Here is a 26,699-nt window from a genome sequence, read left to right as displayed (position 1 = left end):
ACTCCAGAGAATTATTCGAGAATGAAATTGACGGGCGCTTCATGCCACATGGCCTGCGCCACGCCGTTGACCTTGCCGGGCACGTAGCGGCATTTCATGACGTAGTCCAGCGCCGAGTTGTCCAGGCGGGTGTAGCCGCTGCTTTTGCGCAGCTCGGCTTTTTGCGGCGTGCCATCGGCGCCGATGTAGACGCGCACGATGACCTTGCCCTGTTCGCCCAGGCGTTTGCTCAAAGGCGGGTAGTTCGCCTTGGGGTTGTCCAGGTAGGCGGCGTCGCTCGAAGGCATTTCCACCTTGGGCGGGGCCGGCGGTGCGGCGGGCGCGGCAGCCACCGGGACCGTGATCGGTGGAGCCGGGGGCTGTGGGGTGAGCACGCCGGTCGGCGCTGCTGGGGCCGGCGTCGGGTCCTGGATCGCCACGGGCTGGGGCGCCGGTGCCGGCACGGGCTTGGCGGCGCGCACGACGGGCCGCTGGACCGGGACTGGCGGCGCGGGCGGTGGCGGCACCACTTTGGGCGCGGGCGGTTCGATGAACTGGCTCAGCACCTCCACCGGGACCACGATTTCCACGGCCTGGCGCAGCAGGCCGGCCTGCAGCGCCCAGAGCGCAGCCACATGCAGCAGCACCACGCTGCCTGCGATGACAACATTGCGATTCATGCCGGACGATGAGGCGGGGAGGGCGGACAAGGTCATAGTTTAGAAGAGCGCCACCGCAGGCGGCAAAGACGGCATGCGCCGGTGGGTTACTTGCGAAAGATCCACCAGGCCGAACCAACGACCAGCATCAGGCTGCCGCCAAGTGTGGAGAGGAGTTCCATGCCCTGCTTTCCGTGATGGAGCTGGCGAGCTGGATGGTGGCCGTCTGCGGATGCGGGTCGCGGTTCAGCGCCGCGACAGGGTGCGCTGCATTGCACTGCGCCACCACGTCGCGGGCGCAGCTTTCGCAGCGGCCGCATTGCGTGGCCACACCCAGTTCGAACTGGATGTCGTCAAAGCCCATCCCGGCGCGCACATGGCGCGCGATGTCGCGATCGGAGATGCGGCGGCAGACACAGACAATCATGGTGGCACGCAGACAGGTGGCTGGCTGTTGAAGATACGCAAGTATAAGTGATAAATGCGAATCCATCGCATTTGCAATACTGTAAACGTGGATTTTGCGGCCCCCGGGGGCGCCGGGCGCTCAGGCGGGCTTGAACAGCAGCCCGCGCGAGGCCTGCTCCAGCGTGGCGCAGCCGCTGAGCGCCATGGCGATTTCCAGCTCGTCGCGCAGCAGCCGCAGCACATGGGCCACGCCCAGCGCGCCGGCATTGGCCAGCCCGTAGAGGTAAGGGCGACCCACCAGCACGGCGCGCGCCCCCAGCGCCACGGCCTTCAGGATGTCGGTGCCGCGGCGGATGCCGCCGTCCACCAGCAGGGGCAGCTCGCCCGCCACTGCATCGGCGATGCGCGGCAGCACGGCGGCCGTGGCCGGCGTGGTGTCCAGCGTGCGCCCACCGTGGTTGGAGACGATCACGCCCGCGAGCTGCAGCGCGGCGGCCTGGCGCGCATCGTCTTCGTGCAGCACGCCCTTGACCAGCACGGGCAGGCGGGTCTGGTTCTGCAGCCATTCGACATCGGCCCAGGTGGGCGCCGAGGCCAGCAGGCCGTCGAACAGGGCGCTCTGGCCCGGCTGCAGGGTGAGGGGGGCGGGCGGCCGGAGGCCTTCCAGGTTGACGGCCGACACGCCGGGCGGCAGGCGGAAGCCGGCGCGGCGCACGCGGTCGCGCGCGCCGCTGCTGGGCGCGTCCACCGTGAGCACCAGGGCTTCGTAGCCGGCGCGCTCGGCGCGCTGCACCAGCTCACGGGTGAAGCCGCGGTCGTGCTGCATGTAGAGCTGGAACCACAGCGGGCCTCGCTGCGGCTCGCTGCTCACGGCCTGCGCCACGGTTTCGAGCGGCAGGCTGGCCTGCGTGCTGAGCACCAGGCCGGCGCCCTGCACGGCCGCGGCATAGGCCGTGGCCAGTTCACCGTCGGGATGCGCCATGCGCTGGAAAGCCACCGGCGCCAACAGCACCGGGTGCGCCAGCGTGCGGCCCAGCAACTGCACCCGGGTGTGGCCGCCGGCCAGCGGGCGCAGCACGCGCGGATGCAGCTGCAGGGTGTCCCAGGCCTGGCGGTTGGCGCGCACGGTGAGTTCATCACCTGCTCCCCCGCTGAAATAGGCCCAGGCGTTGTTGTCCAGCAGGGTGCGCGCATGCGCTTCGTGGTCCGCCAGCGTGACGACGCCGGGCGGGATCGTTCCCAGGGCGGGAACGTCGTTCATGGGGCGGTCTTCGCCTGGCGTGCGGCCCGGCGGCTCATGTATCAACCCACTGGCGCAGCAGGTTGTGGTAGGTGCCTGTGAGGCCGATGACGGCCGGGTCGGTTTCGCCGATGCTGCCGCGCAGCTGCCGCAGGTGCGTGTCCATCTCGAACAGCAGGCGGCGCTGCTCGTCGCTGCGCACCATGCTCTGGATCCAGAAGAAGCTCGCAAGGCGGTGCCCGCGCGTGACGGGTTCGACCCGGTGCACGCTGGTGCCGGGATAGATCACCATGTGCCCGGCCGGCAGCTTGACCTGCTGCTGGCCGCCCGGGTGCTCGATCACCAGCTCGCCGCCTTCGTAGTCGTCGGGCCCGGTGAGGAACAGGGTGCAGGAGATGTCGGTGCGCACGCGCCCGGCGCCGTTGCGCAGGTAGCGCACTGCGCTGTCCACGTGGTTGCCGAAATGGTTCGCCGCGCCGCCATAGCGGTTGAACAGCGGCGGGGAGATGTGCTTGGGCAGGGTGGCCGAAAAGAAGACCGGGTGGCGCTCCAGCCCGCGCAGCACCAGGTCCTGCAGTGTCCGCGTTTCGGGGCTGGTTTCGGGCAACTGCTCGTTGTGCTTGGCTTGCGCCGACTGTTCGCCCGCCGTCACGCGCCCGTCGCCCCAGGGGGCGCGGGCCAGCACGTCGCGTGCCTGGCGCACTTCATCAGGCGTGAGGACATCGCGAACGTGCAGCAGCATAGGCGGGATGATACGGTCAGAAGCGCGTGCCGATCGTCAGCTTGACGGTGCGCGGAACGCCGGAGATGACGAAGCCCGGGTACAACTGGTCGCCATACAACTTGTTGCTGATGTTGGACACGTTGACCTGCATGTAGGTCTCTTCCGTGAACTTGTATTCCACCATGGCATCGGCCACCACATAGCCGGCGGCGCGGGCCGTGAGCTGCGCCGCGCCGGAAGTGCCCTGGAGCGCGAAGTTCTCGCTTGCGCCGTTGATGCCGCCGGCGACGCGCAGCTTCGGCGTGGCCTGGTAGCTGACCCAGGCGCTGCCGCTGTGCTTGGGCGTGAGGCCCACGCGCTGGCCCACCGAGGCCTGGGCCGCGGCGGCGCTGCCGGCCTGGTCGATCTTGGCCACCGGGGTGTAGGCGTACGAGAGGTAGATTTCCCACTGCGGCGTCAGGCGGCCGACCACGTCCAGCTCCAGGCCGGCCGAGTGGCGCTTGCCCGAAAGCGTGTAGGCGGTGCCGGCGAAGTCGGCGTCGGTGGTGCGTTCGTTGTACTTCTCGGTGCGGAACAGCGCGGCGCGGGTGGAGAGCTTGCCATCGAGCCAGTCGAGCTTGGCGCCCAGCTCGATGTTGCGGCTCTTCTCGGGCGGCGTGTTGGCGTTCTGCGGCGTGACGTACTGGTAGGTGTCGGCCGAGGTGTTGAACGAGGTGCCGTACGAGAAGTGGAACGAGCTGGTCGGCGTGGGCTGGTAGAGCACGCCGGCGCGGTAGCTGAACAGCGAATCGGACAATTGGGTATTGGTGGTGCCAGTCGGGGCGCCAGCGCTGGAGTAGCCGAACTGCTTGAAGTTGCCCTTGAAGCTGTCGTAGCGGATGCCGCCGAGCAGCTTCCAGTCGGGTGCCACCTGCACCAGGTCCTGGACATAGGCGCCCAGCGAATTCGACGCGTAGCCGCTGGAGTCGCGCCAGGTCGGCGTGATCGGCAGGGTGCGGCCGTCGTCGGGCGTGCCGATCGTGGTGTTGCCCTTGTTGTAGTTGGCGCCGATGCCGTTGGCGGACTGGTACCGGTCGGCGGTTTCGCGGGCCGCATCGATGCCGGCCAGGAATTCGTGCTTCAGGCCGAACCAGTTGAACTTGTTGCTGTAGTCGCTTTGCAGGTAGGTGCCGTCGTAGCGGTCCTTGCGGGGCGTCAGGCCCGCCCGCGTGAGCACCGTGTTGCCGCTCAGATTGAACGGCGTGACTGCGACCGGGTTCAGCGGCGCCCCAGGGAAGCCGGCCGAGGTGCCCCATTGCGCACGGTCGAAGGTGCCGGTGCGCAGCTGGCTGCGCAGCTCGCCGCCGTCGTCGAAGCGATGGGTGTGCTTGAAGGTCCCGTAGGTCGCCTTGCCCGTGAGGAAGTCGCTGGCCGTGCCGTAGAAGTTGCCCGGCTTGATGTTCGGGACGCCGCCGCCCAGCCAGCGGATCCCGGCCGGCGGCACATTGTCGACATCGAGGTGGAACAGCCCGACGCTGAATTCGTCGCGGGTGCCGATGCCCCAGCGGTAGGTGGGGGCGATGCCGTACTTGTCGATCTTGGCGCCGCCGTTGTTGGCCTTGTTGACCATCACGTTCATGCGCAGCGCCGCATCGTCGCCGGTCTTCAGGTTGAAATCGCCGGTGGTGCGCACATAGCCGCGCGAGCCGACCGTGAACTCCACGTCGTTCTGGTCGATCAGCATCGGCTGCTTGGTGACCTGGTTGATCACGCCCCCCGTGGAGCCGCGGCCGAACACCATCGAGGCCGAACCGCGCATGACTTCGATGCGGTCGTAGTTGAAGGCGTCGCGGTCGTACTGGGACGGGTCGCGCATGCCGTCGATCAGCAGGTCGCCCACGGTGGCGACCGGGAAGCCGCGCAGGCGGATGTCCTGGTCGGTGCCGTTTTCCGTGGCCGCGAAGGTGATGCCGGCCGTGTGGTGCAGCGCTTCCCGGAGGGTGTCGAGCTTGCGGTCATCAAGCAGCCGTTCGGTGATGACGCTGATGGATTGGGGGATGTCCCGGATGTCCTGCGTGCCCTTGCCGATGTTGGTTTTCTTCGTCTGCAGCGCGTCCTTGCCCTCGGGCGCCTCGGCCTTTTCCTTGACGATCACGGGCTTGAGGGTCTTGTCCGCAGGGGCGTCGGCGGCGGCATTGCTTTGCGCCCAGCCGCTGACGGAGGCCGCGAGCATCAGGGCGCCGAGCGGCAGCAGGGCCTTGTCGGAGGTGGGGAAGGACGGTGCCGGTGCTGCGCTGCGCACGCCGGAACGGCGCGATTTCTTGTTGCTCTGGCGAGCGGGGGTGTGTGCCAAGGTGGCCTCCAAACATGGGCCCGCCGGTCGGGCGGGCCGGGTTTTCTGACAAGAGGCTGGCTGTGCACGCAGGCGCGTACGGAAAATGGCTGGCCGGTAAAGTTCGGTGCAAAGTGTATCGCAAATACGAATCCATCTCATTTGATTTTGCGTCGGTGTTGCGAATGCACCGAAATTTGCTGTCATCGGAATGTGGCGCAGGCCGGCCGAAAACGACAAAGCCCGGCGCAAGGCCGGGCTTTGGGAGTAGGGCAGCGTGGTTGCGAGCCTGGGCTCAGCTCAGCTCGCCCATCTGGCTTTGCAGGTAGTTCTGCAGGCCGACCTTGCCGACCAGTTCGATCTGGGTTTCCAGGAAGTCGATGTGCTCCTCGGTGTCGTCGAGGATTTCCTGCAACAGGTCGCGCGAGACGTAGTCGCGCACGCTCTCGCAATGGGCAATGCCGGCCTTGATGGTGGCTTGCGCGCCTTGCTCGCTCTGGAGGTCGCAGTTCAGGATTTCCGGCACGTCCTCGCCCACCAGCAGCTTGGCCAGATCCTGGAGGTTGGGCAGGCCGTCGAGCATGAAGATGCGGTCCATCAGCTTGTCGGCGTGCTTCATCTCGCCGATGGATTCCTCGTATTCCTTCTTGGCCAGCTTGTCCAGGCCCCAGTGCTTGAGCATGCGGTAGTGCAGGAAGTACTGGTTGATGGCCGTGAGCTCATTCTTCAGTTGCGCCTGCAGATGCTCGATGACTTTGGCGTCGCCCTTCATGGTGGTTCCTTGGAGTTGTCAGAGTGGGCCGATTGTCAGCGCGGTTCGTGGCACTGACAAGGCAATCCCACACGCGCGCGGTCGAGTTGCGTGTGAGGTTGATAGGCGTTTGCATTTCCCCTTGTCGCCACTGCATTCCTGGGCCCGGCCGGCCCTGGCTGAGGGTGATTCATAGATAGTAATAATGGATTGAATTTGATTTATCAATTAAGAAAAGCAATTATTCGATCTACAATCGGTACTCAGTCGTTTTTAGTCCAGTAGGAAAAGCAATGTCCCTCATCAATACCGAAGTCAAACCTTTCAAGACCGAAGCCTTCCACAACGGCAAGTTCGTGACCGTGACCAACGAAAGCCTCAAGGGCAAGTGGTCCGTGGTGATCTTCATGCCGGCCGCCTTCACCTTCAACTGCCCGACCGAAGTCGAAGACGCCGCCGACAACTACGCCGAATTCCAGAAGGCCGGCGCCGAGGTCTACATCGTCACGACCGACACGCACTTCTCGCACAAGGTATGGCACGAAACCTCCCCCGCCGTGGGCAAGGCCAAATTCCCGCTGGTGGGCGACCCCACGCACCAACTGACCCACGCATTTGACGTGCACATCGCCGAAGAGGGTCTGGCTCTGCGCGGCACCTTCGTCATCAATCCCGATGGCGTCATCAAGACCATGGAAGTGCATTCCAACGAGATCGCCCGCGACGTGAAGGAAACCCTGCGCAAGCTCAAGGCGGCCCAGTACACCGCCGCCCACCCCGGTGAAGTCTGCCCCGCCAAGTGGAACGAAGGCGCCAAGACCATCGCCCCTTCGCTGGACCTGGTCGGCAAGATCTAAGGCATCCGCCAGCGCACGTCAGTCATTGAACTGACCCAGACGCCCGGGTGCCTGGCGCCCGGGCATTTTTTTGCCCAAAACATCCTCAAGGAGCCCTGCCATGCTGGACGACAACCTCAAGACCCAACTCAAAGCCTATCTGGAACGCCTGACCCGCCCGGTCGAGCTGGTGGCTTCGCTGGACGACAGTGAGGCTTCGCGCGAGCTGCAGGCGCTGCTGCAGGACATCCAGGGCCTGTCCGACAAGGTCAGCGTGATCGAGAAGGCCGACTCGGCCCAGCGCAAGCCCTCGTTCCTGATCACCAACCCTGGCCAGGACACCGGCCTGCGTTTCGCCGGCGTGCCGCTGGGCCATGAATTCACCTCCCTCGTGCTGGCGCTGCTGCACGTGGGCGGCCATCCCTCGAAAGAGGCGGCCGACACCATCGAGCAGATCAGGAGCCTCGACGGCGACTTCCACTTTGAAACCTACTACTCGCTGAGCTGCCACAACTGCCCCGACGTGGTGCAGGCACTGAACCTGATGAGCGTGCTCAACCCGCGCATCACGCACACGGCCATCGACGGCGGTCTGTTCCAGAACGAGATCGCCGAGCGCGAAGTGATGGGCGTGCCCACCGTGTTCCTCAACGGCGAGCGCTTCGGCCAGGGGCGCATGGAGCTGGGCGAGATCGTTTCCAGGATCGACCAGGGTGCCGTCGCCCGCGAAGCCGCCAAGCTCACCGCCAAGGAGGCGTTCGACGTGCTCATCGTCGGTGGCGGCCCGGCCGGCGCCGCGGCCGCCGTGTATGCGGCGCGCAAGGGCATCCGCACCGGCATCGCGGCCGAGCGTTTCGGCGGCCAGGTGCTCGACACCGTGGACATCGAGAACTTCATCTCGGTGCAGAAGACCGAAGGCCCGCAGTTCGCCGCCGCGCTGGAGCGCCACGTGCGCGACTACGAGGTGGACCTGATGAACCTGCAGCGCGCCACGGCCCTGGCGCCCGCCGGCACCGCAGGCGGCCTGATCGAGGTCAAGCTCGACAGCGGCGCGACGCTGCGCTCGCGGACCGTGATCCTGTCCACCGGCGCGCGCTGGCGCAACATGAACGTGCCCGGCGAAGAGCAATACCGCACCAAGGGCGTGACCTACTGCCCGCATTGCGACGGCCCGCTGTTCAAGGGCAAGCGCGTGGCGGTGATCGGCGGCGGCAACTCGGGCGTCGAGGCTGCCATCGACCTCGCCGGCATCGTGGCCCATGTCACGCTGCTGGAATTCGCCGGCGAGCTCAAGGCCGATGCCGTGCTGCAGCGCAAGCTCAAGAGCCTGGCCAACGTCGAGGTGATCCTGAATGCGCAGACCACGGAAGTGAATGGCGACGGCAGCCGCGTCACTGGCATCACCTACAAGGACCGCACCAGTGACGACATCAGGCAGATCGCGCTCGAAGGCATCTTCGTGCAGATCGGCCTGCTGCCCAACACCGACTGGCTCAAGGGCACCGTCGAGCTGTCGCGGCACGGCGAAATCATCGTGGACGCGCATGGCCGCACCTCGCTGCCGGGCGTGTTCGCGGCGGGCGACGCCACCACCGTGCCGTACAAGCAGATCGTCATTGCCGCCGGCGACGGCGCGAAGGCTGCGCTGAGCGCCTTCGATCACCTGATCCGGACGTCGGCGCCGGCCGCCTGAGCGCGCCCGCGCGCTTCATCGCGCGGCGCGTGCCGTCCCTTCGCGGGCGGCACGCCGCGGCGCCGCGCCTCAAAAAAAGAAGGTTGCTTTGTTGTTAATGAGAATTATTCTCATATAATCCCGTCATCAATCACAGCCAGCCCGTGCCATGACGCTTGCGTCACGGCCCCTGAAGCCAGCTCTGTTTCATCCCATGTTTCAGACAAAGGCTTCATACCGTGGCATACCCCGTCTCGCTCTTCCGTTTCCGCATGCGCCAGCTGCCGTGGCTGGTGGCCTTGGCCTGCGGCCCCATCGTGCAGGCCCAGACCGTGCCCGCGCAGCAGGTGGCGCTGGGCGCCTCGACCCTGAGGGAGGTGGTGGTCAGCGGATCGCGCAGCGAACAGCTCGGCGATGAGCTGCCGGCATCGCTCGACGTCATCAACGCGAAGGAGCTGGAGGAGGGGCAGATCCGCGACATCCGCGATGCCGCGAAGAACCTGCCCAATGTGTCGGTCAAGCGGGCGCCGGCGCGGTTCTCGCTGGCGGCGGGCAACACCGGGCGCGACGGCAACGCCGGCTTCAACATCCGCGGGCTGGACGGCAACCGCGTGCTGCTGATGGTCGACGGCATCCGCGTGCCGCGCAGCTATGTCTTCAGCGCCAATGCGTTCGGGCGCGACTACTTCGACATCGGCCTCGTGCATCGCATCGAGGTGATACGGGGCCCGGCGTCGGCGCTCTACGGCTCCGACGGCATGGCCGGGCTGGTGAACTTCATCACCCATGAGCCGGCCGATTTCCTGCGGCCGGGCAAGACGCTGGGCGGACAGGCCAGCATGGGCTATAGCGGCGACGACAAGGGCGTCTGGCTCGGCGGCACGGTGGCCGGCCGCGCGAATGAGGTGGTCGACTGGCTGCTGAGCACCCGCGTCAACCGGGGCCAGGGCCTGGCCAACATGGGCACCAACGACGCGCCCAATGCGGACCGCACCATGCCCAATCCCGAGCGCGACCGCGGCGGCTCGCTGCTGGGCAAGCTGGTCATCAAGCCGGGCGGCGGGCAAAAGCACACGCTGACGTTCGAGCATGTGGACAAGAAGGCGAGCTACAACCTGCTGTCGGCGGTGGCCAAGCCGCCGCTGGCGGCCACCTCCACCATCGCGTCGGATTCGTACACCACGCTGGACCGCAGCCGCCTGACCTGGGATGCGCGCTACCGGCCGGACGCGGCCTGGGCCGACCACCTGCAGACCGTGTTGAGCTACCAGACGGCGGGCTCGCGCGAGTATGTGTTCGAGGACCGCAACACGGCCGCCGACCGGGTGCGCGACACCACCTACGACGAGAAGACGCTGCAGGCCAACGTGCAGGCCGAGAAGATGCTGCGCTCGCCGGGCGGCTGGTCGCAGAAGATCACCTACGGGCTGGACTACACGAGCACCCGCGTCACCAACCTGCAGACCGGCCTCACGCCGCCGGCGGGCGAGACCTTTCCGCTCAAGCGCTTTCCGGACACCCGGGAGTCCAGCTCGGCCGTCTACCTGCAGGACGAGTTCATCGCCAACGACTGGAGCATCACGCCCGGCGTGCGCGTGGACCGCTTCAAGCTCAAGGCCGACCAGGCCGGCTTCGTGCCGGTGGCCGCCTCGCTCTCGGGCTCGGCGGTCTCGCCCAAGCTCGGCGTGCTGTTCCGCGCCACGCCGCAATGGAGCGTGTTCGGCAACTACGCCTCGGGGTTCAAGGCGCCCAATGCCAACCAGGTCAACGGCTTCTTCGAGAACATCACCGCCTTCTACAAGACCATTCCCAATCCCGCGCTCAAGCCCGAGAAGAGCCGCAACATCGAGGTGGGCGCGCGCGGCCGGCTGGACCGGCTGACGCTGGACGTCGCGGCCTTCACCGGCCGCTACTCCGAGTTGATCGAGGATGCGCGCCAGGTGGGCGGCGCGGGCGTGCCGGGCAATCCCACGGTGTTCCAGTCGGTCAACATCGGCCAGGCGCGCATCAGCGGCTTCGAGGTCAAGGGCAGCATGGACTGGGGCCGCGTGGCTGGCGGCCAGCTCAGCACGCCGTTCGCCTATGGCCGCACCCGCGGCAAGGACCTGACGACCGGCAAGCCGCTCAACTCCATCGATCCGGCCCGCCTCAACCTGGGCGTGAAGTACGCAACCCCGGCCTGGGACCTGCGCCTGGACGCCATCCACCGCTCGGCCAAGAGCGCCTCGGACATCGACAGCGCCTCGCTGGTCACGCCGCCGGCCACCCAGTTCACCGTGCCGGCCGCCACCACGCTGGACCTGAGCGGGCAGTGGCGCATCCGCCGCGACCTGCGCCTGAACGCCGGCATCCGCAACCTGACCAACAAGAAGTACTGGAACTGGAGCGACGTGCGCGGGCTGTCTGCCGCCTCCACGGTGACGGACGCCTACACCCAGCCCGGCCGCTATCTCAGCGTGTCGCTGGTGGCCGATTTCTGATGTGACGACAAGGAGCACCCATTGAACACACCGAACGATTCACCCACTGCTGCGCAGGACGAGGAGTACGGCCTGCCGGACAGCGAGGCCCTGCTGGCCGGCACGCTGGCGCTGATGACGGGCCATGCGCAAGCCTGCTGCGACGGGCGCAAGGCGGTCCTCGCGCGCAAGATCGTCTCCAACCTGTTCCTGCTGTCGCAGCACCCCGTGCTGACGCCGGCGTTCAGGAGCATGCTGTGGAGCCTGCACGGCCGCTGGACGCAGCCGCTGCCGCCGCCCGAGGCGCACGCCCCGGGCACGGCCGGGCCGCTGCGCGGGCTGTGGCATGCCGCGCCGGAGGTGGTGCAATGAGCGCGGCCCTGCTGACCTTGCCCAGCGCCGCCACGATCCGCGAGCGCTTCAGCGCCGCACGCAGCGCGGGCCGGCGCGCCCGGGAGGCCGCGCACAGCCTGGGGCTGAGCGAAGGCGCGGCCATCGCCGCCCACGCCGGCACGCACGACCATGCCCTCAAGGCCATGCCGCTGCGCGGCCCCTGGGTCGAGATTCTGCAGGCGCTGGAGTTCTGCGGACCGCTGCTGGCGCTCACGCGGAACGAATCCACGGTGCACGAGAAGACCGGCATCTACCAGAAGGTGTCGGTGAACGGGCATGTGGGCCTGGCGCTGGGCGACGACATCGACCTGCGCCTGTTCTTCCACCAGTGGCATGCCGGCTTCGCGGTGCTGGAGCCTGCCAACGATCCGGCCCGGCCGCCTACGCAAAGCCTGCAGTTCTTCAATGCGCAGGGCGGGGCGGTGCACAAGGCGTATGTGCGCGAGGCCAGCGACCGCGATGCCTTCAACGCCGTGGTGGCGCAGTTCGCCCAGCCCGGCGCGGGCTACGTGTTCACGCCGGCCGCGGCGCGCGAGGCCGCTCGGCCCGACGCGGCCATCGACGCGCCGGGACTGGCCGAGGCCTGGGCCGGCATGCGCGACACGCACGAGTTCTTCGGCCTGACCCAGAAGTTCGGCGTCGAGCGGCAGCAGAGCTTTCGCCTGGTGCAGGGGCGCTTTGCGTGGCCGGCGGGCCGCGATGCGGTGCACCGCCTGCTCGACGAGGCGGCGATGGACGGCACGCCCATCATGGTGTTCGTCGGCAGCGGCGGCTGCATCCAGATCCACAGCGGCCCGGTGAAACGCGTCGAGCCGCTGGCCACGCCGGGCGGCGCGCAATGGATCAACGTGCTCGATCCGGGATTCAACCTGCACCTGCGCGAAGACCTGATCGCCCATGCCTGGATCGTGGAGAAGCCCACCAGCGACGGCGTGGTCACCTCGGTCGAGGCCTTCGACCATGAGGGCGGGCTCATGGCGATGTTCTTCGGCGCGCGCAAGCCCGGCGTGCCCGAGCGCGAGGCCTGGCGCGGCCTGGTGCGCAGGCTGCCCCGGCTGGAGGCGGCTGCGGCATGAGCGCACCGGCCAGACCCTCCCTGCTGCCGAATCTTCCGCGCCGGCGCGCCGCGCTGGGCCTGCTGTCGGCGCCCCTGCTGGGGGCGCTGGCGGCGCAGGCCACGGCCCAGACCCCGGCGCCGCCGCGCCTGGTGACCGTCAGCGGCGCCATCACCGAGGTGGTGTACGCGCTCGGCGCCGAATCGCAGCTCGTCGGCACCGACACCACCAGCCTGTTTCCCGCGGCGGCGCTGCAGACGCCCAAGGTGGGCTACATGCGCCAGCTGTCGGCCGAGGGGCTGCTCTCGCTGCGGCCCGATGCGCTGATCGCCACCACCGAAGCCGGGCCGCCCGTGGTGATCGACCAGGTGCGCAGCGCCGGCGTGCGGGTGGAGCTGATCCAGGCTGACCACAGCTGGGCCGAGGTGCAGCGCAAGGTCCAGGCCGTGGGCCGGGCTGCGGCGCGCGAGGGCCGGGCGCGCGAACTGCAGGCGCGGCTGGACGGCGAATGGGCCGGCGTGCAGCGCGAGGTGGCGCGCGCGCAGCGCCGCCCGCCGCGCGTGCTGTTCATCCTCTCGCACAGCGCCAGCCCGCAGGTTGCGGGCACCCAGACCGCGGCCAGCGCCATGATCGGCCTGGCCGGCGGCCTGAACGTGATGGGCGCCTTCGCGGGCTACCGCCCCATGACGGCCGAGGCCATGGCCAGCGCCGCACCCGACGTGATCGTGACCACCACCCAGGGCCTCGACGCCCAGGGCGGCGCCGAGAAGTTCTGGCAGCGCCCCGAGCTGGCGCTGACGCCGGCCTACCGGCGCCGGGCGCTGGTGGCGATGGATGCGCTGCTGCTGCTGGGCTTCGGCCCGCGCCTGCCGGCGGCCGTGCGCGAGCTGCACGACAAGATGGTGGCCGGCGCATGAGCGCGGGCGAGCTGCCGGGCACCGCGGCGCGGCCGGTGCTGGCCACGCCGCGGCTGGCGCGGGCGCTGGCGCACTACCGCGAGGTGCTGGGCTTCGAGCTGCTGCAGGAGATTCCCGGCGTGCTGGGTTTCGTCCGCGGCGCGGGCATCACGCTGCAGCTGTGGCAGCGCCCCGGCCCCGTTCAGCCGGTCCGTTGCCGCGTGCCGCTGGACGGTGCGCCCGGCGCCATTTTCGAATCGCATGCCCGGCTGGCCCGCCAGTCGCGCGGCTGCGTCAGCCAGGCGCCTCGCCTGCGGCCCTGGGGCGCCTGGGAGTTCAGCCTGACGGATGGGGACGGCCATTGCATCACGCTGGCCCAGTGGGCTGCTGCCGATGCGCGGGCGCCGGCCGGGCTGCCTTCCCGAGGGCTGGAGGGCCGGCCATGAGCCTGCGGCTGTCTTCCAGGGTCGTGCTGCTGCTCGGCGGCCTGCTGGTGGCGGCGGCGTTCATCGCCGGCAGCGCGCGCGGCGCCTACACCATCACGCCCGGGCAATGGTGGGCCCTGCTGGGCAACCTGTTCGCGGGCGGCGCCAGCCCGTCGCCGGAGCACCTGGTGTTCGTCAACATCCGGCTGCCGCGCCTGCTGCTGGGCATGGCGGCCGGGGCGGGCCTGGGCATGGCGGGGGCCTTGATGCAGGGCCTGTTCCGCAATCCGCTGGCCGATCCGGGGCTGATCGGCATCAGCAGCGGCGCGGCGCTGGCGGCCGGCGTCACCATCGTGCTGGGCAGCTGGTGGTTTCCCGAGCTGCCGCGCACGCTGGGCAGCTGGACGCTGGTGCTGATGGCCTTCCTGGGCGGACTGGCGGTGACGCTGCTGATCTACGCGCTGTCGCAAAGCCAGGGCGGCACGCGCATGGGGCTGATGCTGCTGGCCGGCGTGGCGATCAATGCGCTGGCGGGGGCGGGCCTTGGCCTGCTGAGCTTCATGGCCAGCGACGAGCAGTTGCGCAGCCTGCAGTTCTGGCTGCTCGGCAGCCTGGGCGGCGCACGCTGGAGCGCCGTGGCGCTGGTGGCGGGCGTGGTGCTGGCGGCGGTCTGCGCCGGCCTGGCCTGGGCCCGGCCGCTCAACGCCATCGCCCTGGGCGAGCCGCAGGCGGCGCTGCTGGGCGTCGATGTCGAGCGCGTCAAGCGCCGCGTGGTGGCGGTCACGGCGCTGGCAGTGGGCGCGGTCACCGCCACCACCGGCATCATCGGCTTCGTCGGATTGATCGCGCCGCACTGGGTGCGGCTGATCGCCGGGCCGGACCACCGCGTGGTGCTGCCGGGCTCGGCCCTGCTCGGGGCGGCGCTGGTGCTGGCGGCCGACGCGGTGGCGCGCACCGTGGCCCAGCCGGCCGAGCTGCCGCTGGGCGTGCTGACCGCCTTCATCGGCGTGCCGATGTTCCTCGTGATGCTGCGGCGCTTCAGGAGCCAGGTATGACGCTGCGATGCCGCGAGGCCGGCGCCACCGCCGGCGGCAAGACCTTGCTGGAGGGCGCCACGGTGGAGTTCCAGCCGGGCCGCCTGACGGCGATTCTCGGCCCCAATGGCGCCGGCAAGTCGACGCTGCTGTCGCTGCTCGGCGGCCAGCGGCGGCCTTGCCGCGGCGCGGTGCAGCTCGACGGCATCGACCTGCAGGCCCATGCGCCGCAGGCGCTGGCCCTGCGCCGCGCCGTGATGCCGCAGGAGAGCGCGGTGGCGTTCGAGTTCACGGCGCGCGAGGTGGTCGAGCTCGGGCGCTTTCCGCACCGCCGCCGGCCCAGCCGGCACGAGGACGGCATCGTGCCGCAGGCGATGGAGGCCACCGGCGTGGCCGCGCTGGCGGGGCGCGTGCTGAACACGCTGTCGGGCGGCGAGAAGGCCCGGGTGCACCTGGCCCGCGCGCTGGCGCAGGTGTGGGAGGCGCGGCCCGACGGCGCGGCGCGCTGGCTGCTGCTGGACGAGCCCACGGCCGCGCTCGACCTGGCGCACCAGCACCACGCGCTGCGGCTGCTGCGCGGCTGGGCGCGGGAGGAGGGCGTGGGTGTAGTGGCCGTGCTGCACGACCTCAACCTCGCGCTGCGCTATGCCGACGATGTGGTGGTGCTGCGCAACGGCGCGGCCTGCCGGGCCGGGCCGGCGGCAACGGTGCTGGAGCAGGCGCTGATCGCCAGGGTCTGGGGCGTGGACTGCCGCAGCGTGGCGGGGGCCGACGGGGTGGTGCAGTACCTGTTTGGCTGACGGAAGGCCGTGGCGGCCGCCTTCAACCCGAATTTTGAATGAAAAGCGGCCGATGTCCTTGTCGCGTGGTCATTGTTTGCTATAGAAAGTGTAGCAATCAATACACCAGCCGGCCCGGCTGGATTTCCTGCAGGATGGTGGTGGCGATCTCCTCGATCGACTTGGTGGTGGTGGACAGCCAGCGGATGCCGGCGCGCCGCATCATGGCCTCGGCCTCGCTGACCTCCATGCGGCAGTTCTCCAGGCTGGCGTAGCGGGAGTCCGGGCGGCGCTCGTTGCGGATTTCCGACAGCCGCTCGGGGTTGATGGTCAGCCCGAAGATCTTCTTGCGGTGCGCCACCAGGGCCGGCGGCAGCTGGCGGCGCTCGAAATCCTCGGGGATCAGCGGGTAGTTGGCGGCCTTCAGGCCGTGCTGCATGGCCAAGTAGAGCGAGGTCGGCGTCTTGCCGCTGCGGCTCACGCCGACCAGGATCACGTCCGAGCCCTCCAGGTCGCGGTTGGACTGGCCGTCGTCGTGTGCCAGGCTGAAGTTGATGGCCTCGATGCGGTCGTGGTAGGCCTTGCTCTTGCTCACGTCCGAGAAGCGGCCCACGCGGTGCAGCGACTTGATGCCCAGCTCCTTCTCCAGCGGCTGCACGAAGGTGCCGAACATGTCCAGCAGCATGCCCTTGCAGCCGTTCTGCACCACCCGGAGCACCTCCATGTTGACCAGCGTGGTGAAGACGATGGGCTTGTTGCCCTCGACCTCGGCCGTGTGGTTGATCTGGCGCACCGCCTGGTGGGCCTTGTCCACGGTGTCGATGAAGGGCAGGCGCACGTGGCGCGGCTCCATCTCGAACTGGGCGAGGATGGCGTTGCCGAAGGCCTCGGCGGTGATGCCGGTGCCGTCGGAAATGAAGAACACGGTGCGGGTGTGCATGGCTGGATAGTACTTTCAGGTTCCTGCAAGCCTTGGCCTGGCGTGGCCCCGCCTACAATGGCGCCAATTATCCGAATTCCTGCCATGCACCGCCCCGACCGACTAGAACAACACCAAAGTCGCACCGTGTGCATGGGCGCGGCCCGTCCCGTGGGCGCCTGGCTGCGCGCAGACCCGCTTTCAACTTCTGGAGCTTTCCCATGTCTGCACTTTTCAGCCCGACCGCCCTGGTCGTACCGTTTGAGAACCTGAGGATGACCGACGTCGAGGCGGTTGGCGGCAAGAACGCCAGCCTCGGCGAAATGATCTCGCAGTTGCCGACCGGCGTGCGCGTGCCCACGGGCTTCGCCACCACGGCCCATGCCTTCCGCCAGTTCCTGGCCCACGACGGCCTGGCCGACCGCATCAGCCGGCGCCTGGCGGCGCTCGACACCGAGGACGTGCGCGCGCTGGCCGCCGCCGGCGCCGAGATCCGCGCCATGGTCGAGGCCCAGCCGTTCCCGGCCGATCTGCAGCAGGCCATCGGCGAGGCCTTTGCCGCGCTGAGCGCGGGCAACCCCGCGGCCTCGTTCGCCGTGCGCTCCTCGGCCACGGCCGAAGACCTGCCCGATGCCTCGTTCGCCGGCCAGCAGGAGACCTTCCTCAACGTGGTCGGCATCGAGGACGTGCTGCACAAGATGAAGGAGGTGTTCGCCTCCCTCTACAACGACCGCGCCATCAGCTACCGCGTGCACAAGGGCTTTGCCCACGACGTGGTGGCCCTGTCGGCCGGCGTGCAGCGCATGGTGCGCTCCGACCTGGGCGCCGCCGGCGTGATGTTCACCATCGACACCGAGTCGGGCTTCGAGGAGGTGGTGTTCATCACCAGCAGCTACGGCCTGGGCGAGACCGTGGTGCAGGGCGCGGTGAACCCCGACGAGTTCTATGTGCACAAGCCCATGCTGCGGGCCGGCAAGAAGGCCGTGATCCGCCGCAACCTGGGCTCCAAGCTGATCCAGATGGAGTTCGCCACGCCGGCCGAAAAGGCCGCCAGCGGCCGGCTGGTCAAGACCACCGACGTGCCCACCGAGCAGCGCAACCGCTACTCGCTGAGCGACGCCGACGTCGAACAGCTCGCCCGGTACGCGCTGGTGATCGAGCAGCACTATGGCCGCCCGATGGACATCGAGTGGGGCAAGGACGGCACCGACGGCCAGCTCTACATCCTGCAGGCCCGGCCCGAGACGGTGAAGAGCCAGCAGCAGGGCAAGGCCGAGCTGCGCTACAAGCTCAAGGGCCGCGGCGCGGTGCTGGCCGAAGGCCGCGCCATCGGCCAGAAGATCGGCACCGGCCCGGTGCGGCTGGTGCACAGCATCGCCGAGATGGACAAGGTGCAGGCCGGCGACATCCTGGTCACCGACATGACCGACCCGAACTGGGAGCCGGTGATGAAGCGCGCCAGCGCCATCGTCACGAACCGCGGCGGGCGCACCTGCCACGCCGCCATCATCGCGCGCGAACTCGGCATTCCCGCCGTGGTGGGCTGCGGCGACGCGACCGACCGGCTGAAGGACGGCACCCTGGTGACGGTGAGCTGCGCCGAGGGCGACACCGGCCACATCTACGACGGCCTGCTCGAGACCGAGGTGACCGAGGTGCAGCGCGGCGAGATGCCGCCCATCAAGACCAAGATCATGATGAACGTGGGCAACCCCCAGCTCGCCTTCGACTTCGCGCAGCTGCCCAACGAGGGCGTGGGCCTCGCGCGGCTCGAATTCATCATCAACAACAACATTGGCGTGCACCCCAAGGCCATCCTCGACTACCCGAGTGTCGATGCCGACCTCAAGAAGGCGGTGGAGTCGGTGGCGCGCGGCCACGCCTCGCCCCGGGCCTTCTACGTGGACAAGGTGGCCGAGGGCGTGGCCACGATCGCCGCCGCCTTCTGGCCCAAGCCGGTGATCGTGCGCCTGTCGGATTTCAAGAGCAACGAGTACCGCAAGCTGATCGGCGGCAGCCGCTACGAGCCCGAGGAAGAGAACCCGATGCTGGGCTTCCGCGGCGCGGCGCGCTACATCAGCGCCGACTTCGGCGAGGCCTTCGCCATGGAGTGCGAAGCCCTGAAGCGCGTGCGCAACGACATGGGCCTGACCAACGTGCAGGTGATGGTGCCCTTCGTGCGCACGCTGGGCCAGGCCGAGAAGGTGACCCAGCTGCTGGCCAAGCATGGCCTGAAGCGCGGGCAGGACGAGCTCAAGGTCATCATGATGTGCGAGGTGCCGAGCAACGCCATCCTGGCCGACGAGTTCCTCCAGTTCTTCGACGGCTTCTCGATCGGCTCGAACGACCTGACCCAGCTCACCCTGGGCCTGGACCGCGACTCCGGCCTCGAACTGCTGGCCGCCGACTTCGACGAGCGCGACCCGGCGGTGAAAGCCATGCTCAGCCGCGCCATCCAGGCCTGCCAGGCCCAGGGCAAGTACGTGGGCATCTGCGGCCAGGGGCCCAGCGACCACCCCGACTTCGCGCAGTGGCTGGCCGACGCGGGCATCGCCTCGATCTCGCTCAACCCCGACACGGTGATCGCCACCTGGCAGCAGCTGGCGCAGTCCTGACGCCGCCGCCCGAGCCCGGAGCTGTCGCAAATACCTAGAAGCGCCAGCCCCGGCCGGTGTCATGATCGGTGCCGATGCCGCCGCAGGTTGCTTCCCCGTCCGCTTTCTCCGCCACCCCGCCAGGCCCCCGCATCCCGGGCCTGAGGGGAGGGTTGCTGCTGCTCTGGCTGGCGGCCTCGTTCGGCGGCGTGTTCTTTGCGCGCGACCTGCAGGTCGTCGTGGCGGGCTGGCCGCTGAACTTCTGGTTCTCGGCCCAGGGCGCGGTGCTGGTGTTCATCGCCATCGTGGTGTTCTACGCCTGGGCCAGGAACCGCCAGGGCGGCGACGGGCCCGAGGGCATCGCGGCCGACCGCGCCGGCTATGCCGCCTACAAGCTGCGCCTGCACCGCATCCTCGCCATCTACGTGGTGTGCATCCTGGGGTTCCTGCTGCTGATGGCGGTGGCCGAGTGGGCGGGCCTGTCGCGCCAGTGGGTGGGCGGGATCTTCCTGTTCGCCAGCGTCGGGCTGTACGCGGTCATCGGCGTCTACGGCCGCACCGCCGATCCCGCCGAGTACTACGTGGCCGGCCGCCGCGTGCCGGCCATGTACAACGGCATGGCCACTGCGGCCGACTGGATGAGCGCCGCCTCGTTCATCAGCATGGCCGGCGGGCTCTATCTGCAGGGCTTCTCGGGCACCGAGTCGCAGCCCGGCGGGCTGGCCTATGTGCTGGGCTGGACCGGCGGCTTTTGCCTGGTGGCGCTGCTGGTGGCGCCCCACCTGCGCCGGCTCGGGCTCTACACCATCCCTGATTTTTTTGGCACCCGCTTCGGCGGGCGCTGGCCGCGCCTGATCGCGGCGTTCGCGGCCATCCTGTGCTCGTTCACCTATGTGGTGGCCCAGATCTACGGCGTGGGGCTGATCACCTCGCGCCTGACCGGCGTGCAGTTCGAGATCGGCATCCTGCTCGGCCTGGGCGGCGTGCTGGTGTGCTCGTTCCTGGGGGGCATGCGCGCGGTGACCTGGACCCAGGTGGCGCAGTACGTGATCCTGATCCTGGCGTTCCTGATCCCGGTGTCCTGGCTGGCCTACAAGCAGCTGGGCAACCCGCTGGCGCCGCTGGTCTATGGCCAGCAGCTCGAAAAGATCACCGCGCTCGAGAAGCAACTGGCCGAATCGCCGGCCGAGCAGGCCGTGATCGCCGAGTATGCGCGGCGCGCCAGGGTCTATGAGCAGAAGCTGCAGGATGTGGAGGCCTCGCTTGCGCGCGAGCGCAAGGCCGCGCAGGACCGGCTGCACCAGTTGCACGAGCAGCGGGCCGATGCCTCGGTGATCTTCGCCGCCGGCCGCGAACTCGCCGCCCTGCCGCGGGACGCGGCCACAGCCCGCGAGCGCTGGAGCCGTGCCATGCAGGACAACCTGGAGCGGGCCCGCCCCCTGGGGGGCATGCCGCCCCATGTGCAGGCGTTTGCAGGCGACCCGCAGGGCACGCCGCAGCAACAGCAGGCGTTCGAGACCTCGCGGCTCAACTTCATGGCGCTGATGTTCTGCCTGATGGTCGGCACGGCCGGGCTGCCGCACCTGCTGACGCGCTTCTACACCACGCCTTCGGTGGCCGAAACGCGCAACTCGGTGGCCTGGTCGCTGGTGTTCATTGCGCTGCTCTACGTGGCGGCGCCGGCGCTGGCGGTGCTGGTGAAGTACGAGGTGCTGAGCAACCTGGTCGGGCGCAGCTTCGACACCCTGCCGGCCTGGATCGCGCAATGGTCCAAGGTGGACCCGACGCTGCTCTCGGTGGCCGACATCAACGGCGACCACATCCTGCAGTTCTCCGAGCTGCGCATGGGGGCCGACATCGTGATGCTGGCCACGCCCGAGCTTGGCGGGCTGCCCTATGTGGTGTCGGGGCTGGTGGCGGCCGGCGGGCTGGCGGCGGCGCTCTCCACGGCCGACGGACTGCTGCTGACAATCGGCAACGCCCTCGCGCACGACGTCTATTTCCGCGGCGAAAGCGACCGCGCGGGCGCCATGCACCGCGTGATGCTGTCCAAGTTCGCGCTGCTGCTGGTGGCGCTGGCGGCGGCCTATGTGGCGGCGCAGAAATCGGCGGACATCCTGTTCCTGGTGTCGGCCTCGTTCTCGATCGCCGGCGCGGCGTTCGTGCCGGCCATGGTGTTCGGGATCTTCTGGGCCGGCACCACGCGCCAGGGCGCGGTGGCCGGCATGCTGGCCGGGCTGGGCGTGACAGTGTACTACATGGCCATCAACTCGCCGCCGCTGCGGGCCGCCTGGGGGCTCGGGGGCAGCGGCCTGTGGTTCGGCATCCAGCCCATTTCGGCCGGCGTGTTCGGGGTGCCGGCGGGCGTCGCCGTCACCTGGCTGGTCAGCCTGATGACTCGCGGGCAGACGCCCAGGCCAGCCGGCGGCGAAGATCGTCTATAATACTTGGCTTTGCCTTGCCGTACCGCATGAGTGCAGCATCTGCTGCGCAGACGCAGCGGGCGGCTTTATCCACAAGGAGTGTCTATGCGTCACTATGAAATCATCTTGCTGATCCACCCGGATCAAAGCGAGCAGGTTCCGGCCATGCTGGAGCGCTACAAGAGCATGATCACCGCCGGCAACGGCAAGGTGCATCGTGTGGAAGACTGGGGCCGCCGCCAGCTGGCCTACCAGATCAACAAGCTCAACAAGGCCCACTACCTGTGCGTCAACATCGAGGCCGATCAGGCCGTGATGGGCGAACTCGAACACGCGTTCAAGTTCAACGATGCCGTGCTGCGCCATCTGACCGTGGTCAAGAAGAAGGCCGACACCGGCCCGTCTTCGATGATGAAGACCGTCGAGCGCGAAGAGGCCCGCAAGGCCCAGCAGGCGGAATACGCCGCTTCGTGAAGCGGCTGCGGACTGACCAGCGAGGAGTGTGAACCACATCGTCCTGACTGCCTGTATCGCCGAGGTCAAACCCCTGCGCTACACACCGGCCGGAGTGCCCGCCCTGGATCTGCGGCTCGAACACGAGTCGGATGCTTCGGAGGCAGGCCAGGCCCGGCAGGTGAAGGCGGCAATCAAGGCAGTGGCCCTTGGCGCAGTGGCCGAGAGCATCGGCCAACAGGCCATCGGCAGCCTCTGGCGGTTCACCGGCTTTCTGGCAACACCCCGCAACGGCAAGCACGTCGTGCTTCACATTCAAGAGTATCAGCAAGATTAATTTACCGGAGGTCCCGAAATGGCCACGTTCAAGAAATTCAACAAAGACAAGCGCCCGAAGCGCAACACCCAGTCGCTGCTGTTCAAGCGCAAGCGCTTTTGCCGCTTCACCGTGGCGCACGTCGAGGAAATCGACTACAAGGATGTCGACACCCTGCGTGACTTCATCGCCGAAAACGGCAAGATCATCCCGGCGCGCCTGACCGGCACCCGCGCGATCTACCAGCGCCAGCTCAACACCGCCATCAAGCGCGCGCGTTTCCTCGCGCTGGTGCCGTATAGCGACCAGCACCGCATCTAAGGAGCGAAGACCATGCAAATCATTCTGCTCGACAAAGTGGTGAACCTGGGCAACCTCGGCGAGATCGTCAAGGTCAAGGACGGCTACGCCCGCAACTTCCTGATCCCGCAGGGCCGCGCCCGCCGCGCCACCGCGGCCAACAAGGCTGAGTTCGAAGCCAAGCGCGCCGAACTGGAAAAGGCAGCCGCCGCCAAGCACGCCGAAGCCCAGGCCCAGGGCGAGAAGCTGGCCGGCACGGCCATCAAGCTGACCCAGAAGGCCGGCGTGGACGGCCGCCTGTTCGGCTCGGTGACCAACTTCGACATCGCCGAAGAACTGAACAAGCAAGGCTACAAGGTCGTCAAGGCCCAGGTGCGCCTGCCCAATGGCCCGATCAAGGTCGTGGGCGACAGTACGGTCAGCGTGGCCCTGCACACCGACGTGGTGGTCGACATCACCGTGACGGTGTACGGCGAAACCGCCTGAGTTTCCTCGCGGAAGCCAAAAAGGCCGCCCCCTGGGCGGCCTTTTTGTTTCAGCCTGTCTCCATACAGGCTTGTACAGAAGATGTGCAGGGCTTATCCACAGGGTTGTCCAATGACGGCCACGGTGGCGGGCGCTAGCATCGCAGATCGAAGGTTTTCCCCCATGTCCGCAGTCTTTTCCCCGCTTGACGACGACTTCTCCGGCGACAGCGACCGCCAGGTGGCGCAGTTGCGCATTCCGCCGCACTCCGTGGAGGCCGAGTCGAGCGTGCTGGGGGGCCTGCTGCTGGACAACAACGCCTGGGACCGCGTGGGCGACCTGCTGGTCGACGGCGACTTCTATCGCTACGAGCACCGCCTCGTCTACGCGGCCATCGGCACGCTGATCAACGCCAGCAAGCCGGCGGACGTGATCACGGTCTTCGAGCAGCTGCAGAACCTCGGCAAGGCCGACGAGGTGGGGGGGCTGGCCTACCTCAACTCGCTGGCCCAGTACGTGCCCAGCGCCAGCAACATCCGCCGCTATGCCGAGATCGTGCGCGAGCGCTCGATCCTGCGCAAGCTGGTGAGCGCGAGCGACGAGATCGCCACCAACGCCTTCAACCCGCAGGGCAAGCCGGTCGACAAGATCCTGGACGAGGCCGAGCAGAAGATCTTCAACATCGGCGAAGAAGGCTCGCGCATGAAGCAGGGCTTCCAGGGCATGGACTCCCTGGTGGTGCAGCTGCTGGACCGCGTGCAGGAGATGGCCGACAACCCGAACGACATCACGGGCGTGCCGACCGGCTTCTACGACTTCGACCGCATGACCTCGGGCCTGCAGCCCGGCGACATGATCGTGCTGGCGGCGCGCCCCTCGATGGGCAAGACCGCGCTGGCCATCAACATCGCCGAGCACGTGGCGCTCAACGAAGGCCTGCCGGTGGCGGTGTTCTCGATGGAAATGGGCGCCTCCCAGCTCGCGGTGCGTATCGTCGGCTCGATCGGCCGCATCGACCAGGGCCACCTGCGCACCGGCAAGCTGAACGACGACGAATGGCCACGCCTGACCGAGGCCATCGAGAAGCTGCGCAACGTCTCGCTGCATATTGACGAGACGCCCGGCCTCACCACCAGCGAGCTGCGCGCCAACGCGCGGCGGCTGGCGCGCCAGTGCGGCAAGCTGGGCCTGATCGTGGTCGACTACCTGCAGCTCATGAGCGTGTCCAGCGGCATGGCCGACGAGAACCGCGCCACGGCCGTGGGCGAAATCTCGCGCGGCCTCAAGATGCTGGCCAAGGAGCTGCAGTGCCCGGTGATCGCGCTGTCGCAGCTCAGCCGCGGCGTCGAGAGCCGCACCGACAAGCGCCCGATGATGAGCGACCTGCGCGAATCCGGCGCCATCGAGCAGGACGCGGACGTGATCATGTTCATCTACCGCGACGACTACTACAACAAGGACTCCAAGGAGCCCGGCGTGGCCGAGATCATCATCAGCAAGCAGCGCAACGGGCCCACCGGCACCGTGAAGCTGGCCTTCCTCAAGCCACTGACCAAGTTCGAGAACATGGCCGGCGGCATGAGCGACGATTTCTAGGATGCAGCCAACGCCGAGCCGCGCGCCCCGGCCCGCCCAGTTCGTGCCGCGCGCCATCGAGCCCACCGACGAGCAGCGCGCGATCCAGACGGCCACCGAGAACACGCTCATCGTGCAGGCGAATGCGGGGGCGGCCAAGACCACCACGCTGGCCCTGCGCATGGCGGAGTCCTGGAGCCGGGGCGTCTCGCCGCAGGACTGCCTGGCGCTGACCTACACCGGCGAGGCCAGGCAGGCGCTGGCTTCGGCCCTCAGTCACCTGGGCGTGCCGGCTGCCGTGGTGCGGCAGTTCCGCATCGACACGTTCGAGTCGTTCGCGCAATCGGTGCTGCGCCCGCTCGATGGCGCGGTGGTGCCGGCCAGGCCGAACGCGGAAGACCTGAAGCCCCTGGTGTGGCAGGCCATCGAGCAGGTGGCTGGCAACGAGGACGAGCGATGGCGCGATGCGCTGCAGATCCCCACGCTCGGGGATGACGCCGCCGTCGAGGAGTTCCTCAAGCTATGCCTGAACCTGAAGGGCCGCATGGCGCTCGAGATGTCCGGGCACGAAGGGGCGGTCACGCCCGAGTACGCGGAGTCGCTCGGGGTCAGCTACACGCAGCTCAAGGTGTTCAAGGTGTATGAGCGGCTGCGCCGCGGCGGCCACCCCGACCACCCGGTGTTTCGCGGCCCGATGGACGCCGTCCATGACCTGGCCTGCCTGATCCGGTCCGAGGGGCTGCCGCCTTCGCTTGTGAGCTGGCCCTGGCGTGCCAGGCTGGTGATGGTCGACGAGATGCACGACATGAACCAGGCCATGCACGAGGTGCTGATGAAGCTGCTCGAAGGCAACCGCTTCTTCTGCGGCGTCGGCGATGCGGACCAGGTCATCCACTCGGCGGCCGGCGCGGAGCCCCGGTTTCTGGCCGACGCCATCGAGCGCGACAGCCACCGGCGGATCGCGCGTTATCCCTTGACGGCCAGCTTCCGCTTCGACGCTGGCCTGGCGAAATGGGTCAGGCGCTTCAAGGGCAAGGCCTGCAGTTCGGCCAGCCCGCATGCCACCGTGCTGGCGATCCACTCGTGCGCGGAGGCCGGCCCGGACAGCGGCGAGGCCCGGCTGGTGGCGGACATCCGGGCGTGGAAGGCGGCGCGCAAGAAGCTGTCTTCATTCGCCGTGCTGCTGCGCCACCCCCATCAGTCGGTGGCGCTGGAGAACGCGCTGCTCGCCGCCGAGATTCCCTACACCCCGAGCGGCCTGCAGAGCTACCTGATGCGGCCCGAAATCCTGCTGGTGCGGGGGCTGCTCGCGGTTGCCGCGGACCGCTTCACCAGCATGGACGACGCCACGACGCGGCGCAAGGTGGTCGAGGCGTTCGTCTTCTTCTGCAGCGTGAACATCCAGGCCGACGGCCACGAGCACCTGTCGCAGGGGGAGCTGCTGCAGCGCGCCGTGGACGCGGTCACGGACAACCCGCTGATCCTGGCGTCGTTCTTCGAGAACCAGGTGCTGCGAGGCGTCGATGCCGCGCTGGCGCGCCGGCTGCGTGCGGCGGTGCAGGTGGCGCAGCGCGAGACGGGGCCGGGCATGCTCACCAAGGTGCTGGACGCGCTGCGCATGGACCTGCTCGCGGCGAGCGTGTTCGTGGAGAAGGCCCGGCGCGAGGAGGTGCGGGGCAATCTGCAGGGGCTGATGGCCTCGGCCGAGCGCTTTAGCACGCCCGCTGAGTTCTTCCAGAGCCTCAACGATGCCGAAGTCAGGCAGCGGCAGCTGAAGTCGTCGCCAGGCGTGGTGCTGGCCCACCTGGTGTCGGTCAAGGGGCTGGAGTTCGACCACGTGGCGCTGCCCTACCTGGAGCAGGGCGAGTTTCCCTCGGCCACGGGCCAGCCGTGGGAGGAAGACAACCTGTTCTACGTGGGCATCACGCGGGCCCGGAAATTCCTGAGCCTGTACGCGCACCGGGACCGGCCCAGCCCGTTCGTGGCGCGGCTGGGCTGACGGCGGCCCCGATCGGGGCCGCTGTGCCGAAATT

General features: G+C 68.4%; 24 protein-coding genes. 17 read left to right on the top strand and 7 right to left on the bottom strand.

Annotation, left to right across the window (positions count from 1 at the left end; translation table 11 throughout):
* Positions 1-11 precede the first annotated feature (11 nt).
* From MMF98_RS11330 to bfr, 6 genes are all read right to left on the bottom strand, one after another.
* The gene (locus MMF98_RS11330) at positions 12-695 is read right to left on the bottom strand and encodes an energy transducer TonB (protein WP_423837594.1); all 684 of its coding nucleotides are present in this window, start codon (positions 693-695) and stop codon (positions 12-14) included.
* 91 nt (positions 696-786) lie between these two features.
* Entirely contained in the window at positions 787-1,065 is a 279-nt protein-coding gene (locus MMF98_RS11325) for a (2Fe-2S)-binding protein (protein WP_243306374.1), read from the bottom strand.
* A 120-nt stretch (positions 1,066-1,185) separates the two neighbouring features.
* Positions 1,186-2,307: an alpha-hydroxy acid oxidase gene (locus tag MMF98_RS11320; protein ID WP_243306373.1), complete on the bottom strand. Its 1,122-nt coding sequence runs from the start codon at positions 2,305-2,307 to the stop codon at positions 1,186-1,188.
* Positions 2,308-2,341: 34 nt separating this feature from the next.
* The gene (locus MMF98_RS11315) at positions 2,342-3,028 is read right to left on the bottom strand and encodes a Fe2+-dependent dioxygenase (RefSeq protein WP_243306372.1); all 687 of its coding nucleotides are present in this window, start codon (positions 3,026-3,028) and stop codon (positions 2,342-2,344) included.
* Between the two features lie 16 nt (positions 3,029-3,044).
* Positions 3,045-5,342, bottom strand: a complete 2,298-nt coding sequence (locus MMF98_RS11310) for a TonB-dependent receptor (protein WP_243306371.1) — start codon at positions 5,340-5,342, stop codon at positions 3,045-3,047.
* Positions 5,343-5,616: 274 nt separating this feature from the next.
* Entirely contained in the window at positions 5,617-6,093 is a 477-nt protein-coding gene (gene bfr / locus MMF98_RS11305; RefSeq protein ID WP_243306370.1) for a bacterioferritin, read from the bottom strand.
* A gap of 272 nt (positions 6,094-6,365) precedes the next feature.
* Here bfr and ahpC point away from each other — a divergent pair, with 272 nt between their 5' ends.
* The 9 genes from ahpC to MMF98_RS11260 all read left to right on the top strand — a co-directional run bounded on the left by ahpC (position 6,366) and on the right by MMF98_RS11260 (position 15,642).
* Complete coding sequence (gene ahpC, locus MMF98_RS11300) at positions 6,366-6,929, top strand: alkyl hydroperoxide reductase subunit C (protein WP_243306369.1); 564 nt, start codon at positions 6,366-6,368, stop codon at positions 6,927-6,929.
* A 100-nt stretch (positions 6,930-7,029) separates the two neighbouring features.
* Positions 7,030-8,601 (top strand): alkyl hydroperoxide reductase subunit F, encoded by a 1,572-nt coding sequence (ahpF, locus tag MMF98_RS11295; protein WP_243306368.1) that lies wholly within the window; start codon positions 7,030-7,032, stop codon positions 8,599-8,601.
* Positions 8,602-8,819: 218 nt separating this feature from the next.
* Positions 8,820-11,060, top strand: a complete 2,241-nt coding sequence (locus MMF98_RS11290; protein ID WP_243306367.1) for a TonB-dependent hemoglobin/transferrin/lactoferrin family receptor — start codon at positions 8,820-8,822, stop codon at positions 11,058-11,060.
* A 21-nt stretch (positions 11,061-11,081) separates the two neighbouring features.
* A complete protein-coding gene (locus tag MMF98_RS11285; RefSeq protein WP_243306366.1) occupies positions 11,082-11,411 on the top strand; it encodes a hypothetical protein in 330 nt (109 codons plus the stop codon).
* Positions 11,408-12,508 (top strand): hemin-degrading factor, encoded by a 1,101-nt coding sequence (locus tag MMF98_RS11280; protein WP_243306365.1) that lies wholly within the window; start codon positions 11,408-11,410, stop codon positions 12,506-12,508. The genes MMF98_RS11285 and MMF98_RS11280 overlap by 4 nt, the downstream gene beginning before the upstream one ends.
* A complete protein-coding gene (locus MMF98_RS11275; RefSeq protein WP_243306364.1) occupies positions 12,505-13,404 on the top strand; it encodes a heme/hemin ABC transporter substrate-binding protein in 900 nt (299 codons plus the stop codon). Before MMF98_RS11280 ends, MMF98_RS11275 begins: the two co-directional genes overlap by 4 nt.
* On the top strand, positions 13,401-13,829 hold the full coding sequence (locus MMF98_RS11270) for a VOC family protein (protein WP_243306363.1): 429 nt from the start codon (positions 13,401-13,403) through the stop codon (positions 13,827-13,829). Before MMF98_RS11275 ends, MMF98_RS11270 begins: the two co-directional genes overlap by 4 nt.
* On the top strand, positions 13,826-14,863 hold the full coding sequence (locus tag MMF98_RS11265; RefSeq protein WP_243306362.1) for a FecCD family ABC transporter permease: 1,038 nt from the start codon (positions 13,826-13,828) through the stop codon (positions 14,861-14,863). The genes MMF98_RS11270 and MMF98_RS11265 overlap by 4 nt, the downstream gene beginning before the upstream one ends.
* The gene (locus MMF98_RS11260) at positions 14,860-15,642 is read left to right on the top strand and encodes a heme ABC transporter ATP-binding protein (protein ID WP_243306361.1); all 783 of its coding nucleotides are present in this window, start codon (positions 14,860-14,862) and stop codon (positions 15,640-15,642) included. Before MMF98_RS11265 ends, MMF98_RS11260 begins: the two co-directional genes overlap by 4 nt.
* A gap of 97 nt (positions 15,643-15,739) precedes the next feature.
* On the opposite strand, the gene ppsR is transcribed toward MMF98_RS11260, so the two are convergent.
* Positions 15,740-16,561, bottom strand: coding sequence for a posphoenolpyruvate synthetase regulatory kinase/phosphorylase PpsR (ppsR, locus tag MMF98_RS11255; RefSeq protein ID WP_243306360.1), 822 nt, complete (start codon positions 16,559-16,561; stop codon positions 15,740-15,742).
* 200 nt (positions 16,562-16,761) lie between these two features.
* Between ppsR and ppsA the strand changes: the two genes are divergently transcribed.
* From ppsA to MMF98_RS11215, 8 genes are all read left to right on the top strand, one after another.
* The gene (ppsA, locus tag MMF98_RS11250; protein ID WP_243306359.1) at positions 16,762-19,155 is read left to right on the top strand and encodes a phosphoenolpyruvate synthase; all 2,394 of its coding nucleotides are present in this window, start codon (positions 16,762-16,764) and stop codon (positions 19,153-19,155) included.
* Positions 19,156-19,229: 74 nt separating this feature from the next.
* Positions 19,230-21,578: a VC_2705 family sodium/solute symporter gene (locus MMF98_RS11245; protein WP_423837593.1), complete on the top strand. Its 2,349-nt coding sequence runs from the start codon at positions 19,230-19,232 to the stop codon at positions 21,576-21,578.
* 84 nt (positions 21,579-21,662) lie between these two features.
* Positions 21,663-22,031, top strand: coding sequence for a 30S ribosomal protein S6 (rpsF, locus tag MMF98_RS11240; RefSeq protein ID WP_243306357.1), 369 nt, complete (start codon positions 21,663-21,665; stop codon positions 22,029-22,031).
* A gap of 28 nt (positions 22,032-22,059) precedes the next feature.
* Positions 22,060-22,347 carry a primosomal replication protein N gene (gene priB / locus MMF98_RS11235; protein WP_243306356.1) on the top strand — a complete coding sequence of 96 codons (288 nt, stop codon included), beginning with the start codon at positions 22,060-22,062 and terminating at the stop codon, positions 22,345-22,347.
* Positions 22,348-22,365: 18 nt separating this feature from the next.
* Entirely contained in the window at positions 22,366-22,647 is a 282-nt protein-coding gene (gene rpsR / locus MMF98_RS11230; protein ID WP_243306355.1) for a 30S ribosomal protein S18, read from the top strand.
* Positions 22,648-22,659: 12 nt separating this feature from the next.
* A complete protein-coding gene (gene rplI / locus MMF98_RS11225; protein ID WP_243306354.1) occupies positions 22,660-23,112 on the top strand; it encodes a 50S ribosomal protein L9 in 453 nt (150 codons plus the stop codon).
* A gap of 162 nt (positions 23,113-23,274) precedes the next feature.
* On the top strand, positions 23,275-24,687 hold the full coding sequence (dnaB, locus tag MMF98_RS11220; RefSeq protein ID WP_243306353.1) for a replicative DNA helicase: 1,413 nt from the start codon (positions 23,275-23,277) through the stop codon (positions 24,685-24,687).
* A 1-nt stretch (position 24,688) separates the two neighbouring features.
* Positions 24,689-26,665, top strand: coding sequence for a 3'-5' exonuclease (locus MMF98_RS11215; RefSeq protein WP_243306352.1), 1,977 nt, complete (start codon positions 24,689-24,691; stop codon positions 26,663-26,665).
* The last annotated feature ends 34 nt before the right edge of the window (positions 26,666-26,699 follow it).

Origin of the sequence: Variovorax terrae (genome assembly GCF_022809125.1) — a bacterium.
GTDB classification, from domain to species: domain Bacteria; phylum Pseudomonadota; class Gammaproteobacteria; order Burkholderiales; family Burkholderiaceae_C; genus Variovorax_A; species Variovorax_A terrae.
Note: the sequence above shows the minus strand (reverse complement) of the source record. Positions and strands in the feature narration are given on the sequence as shown.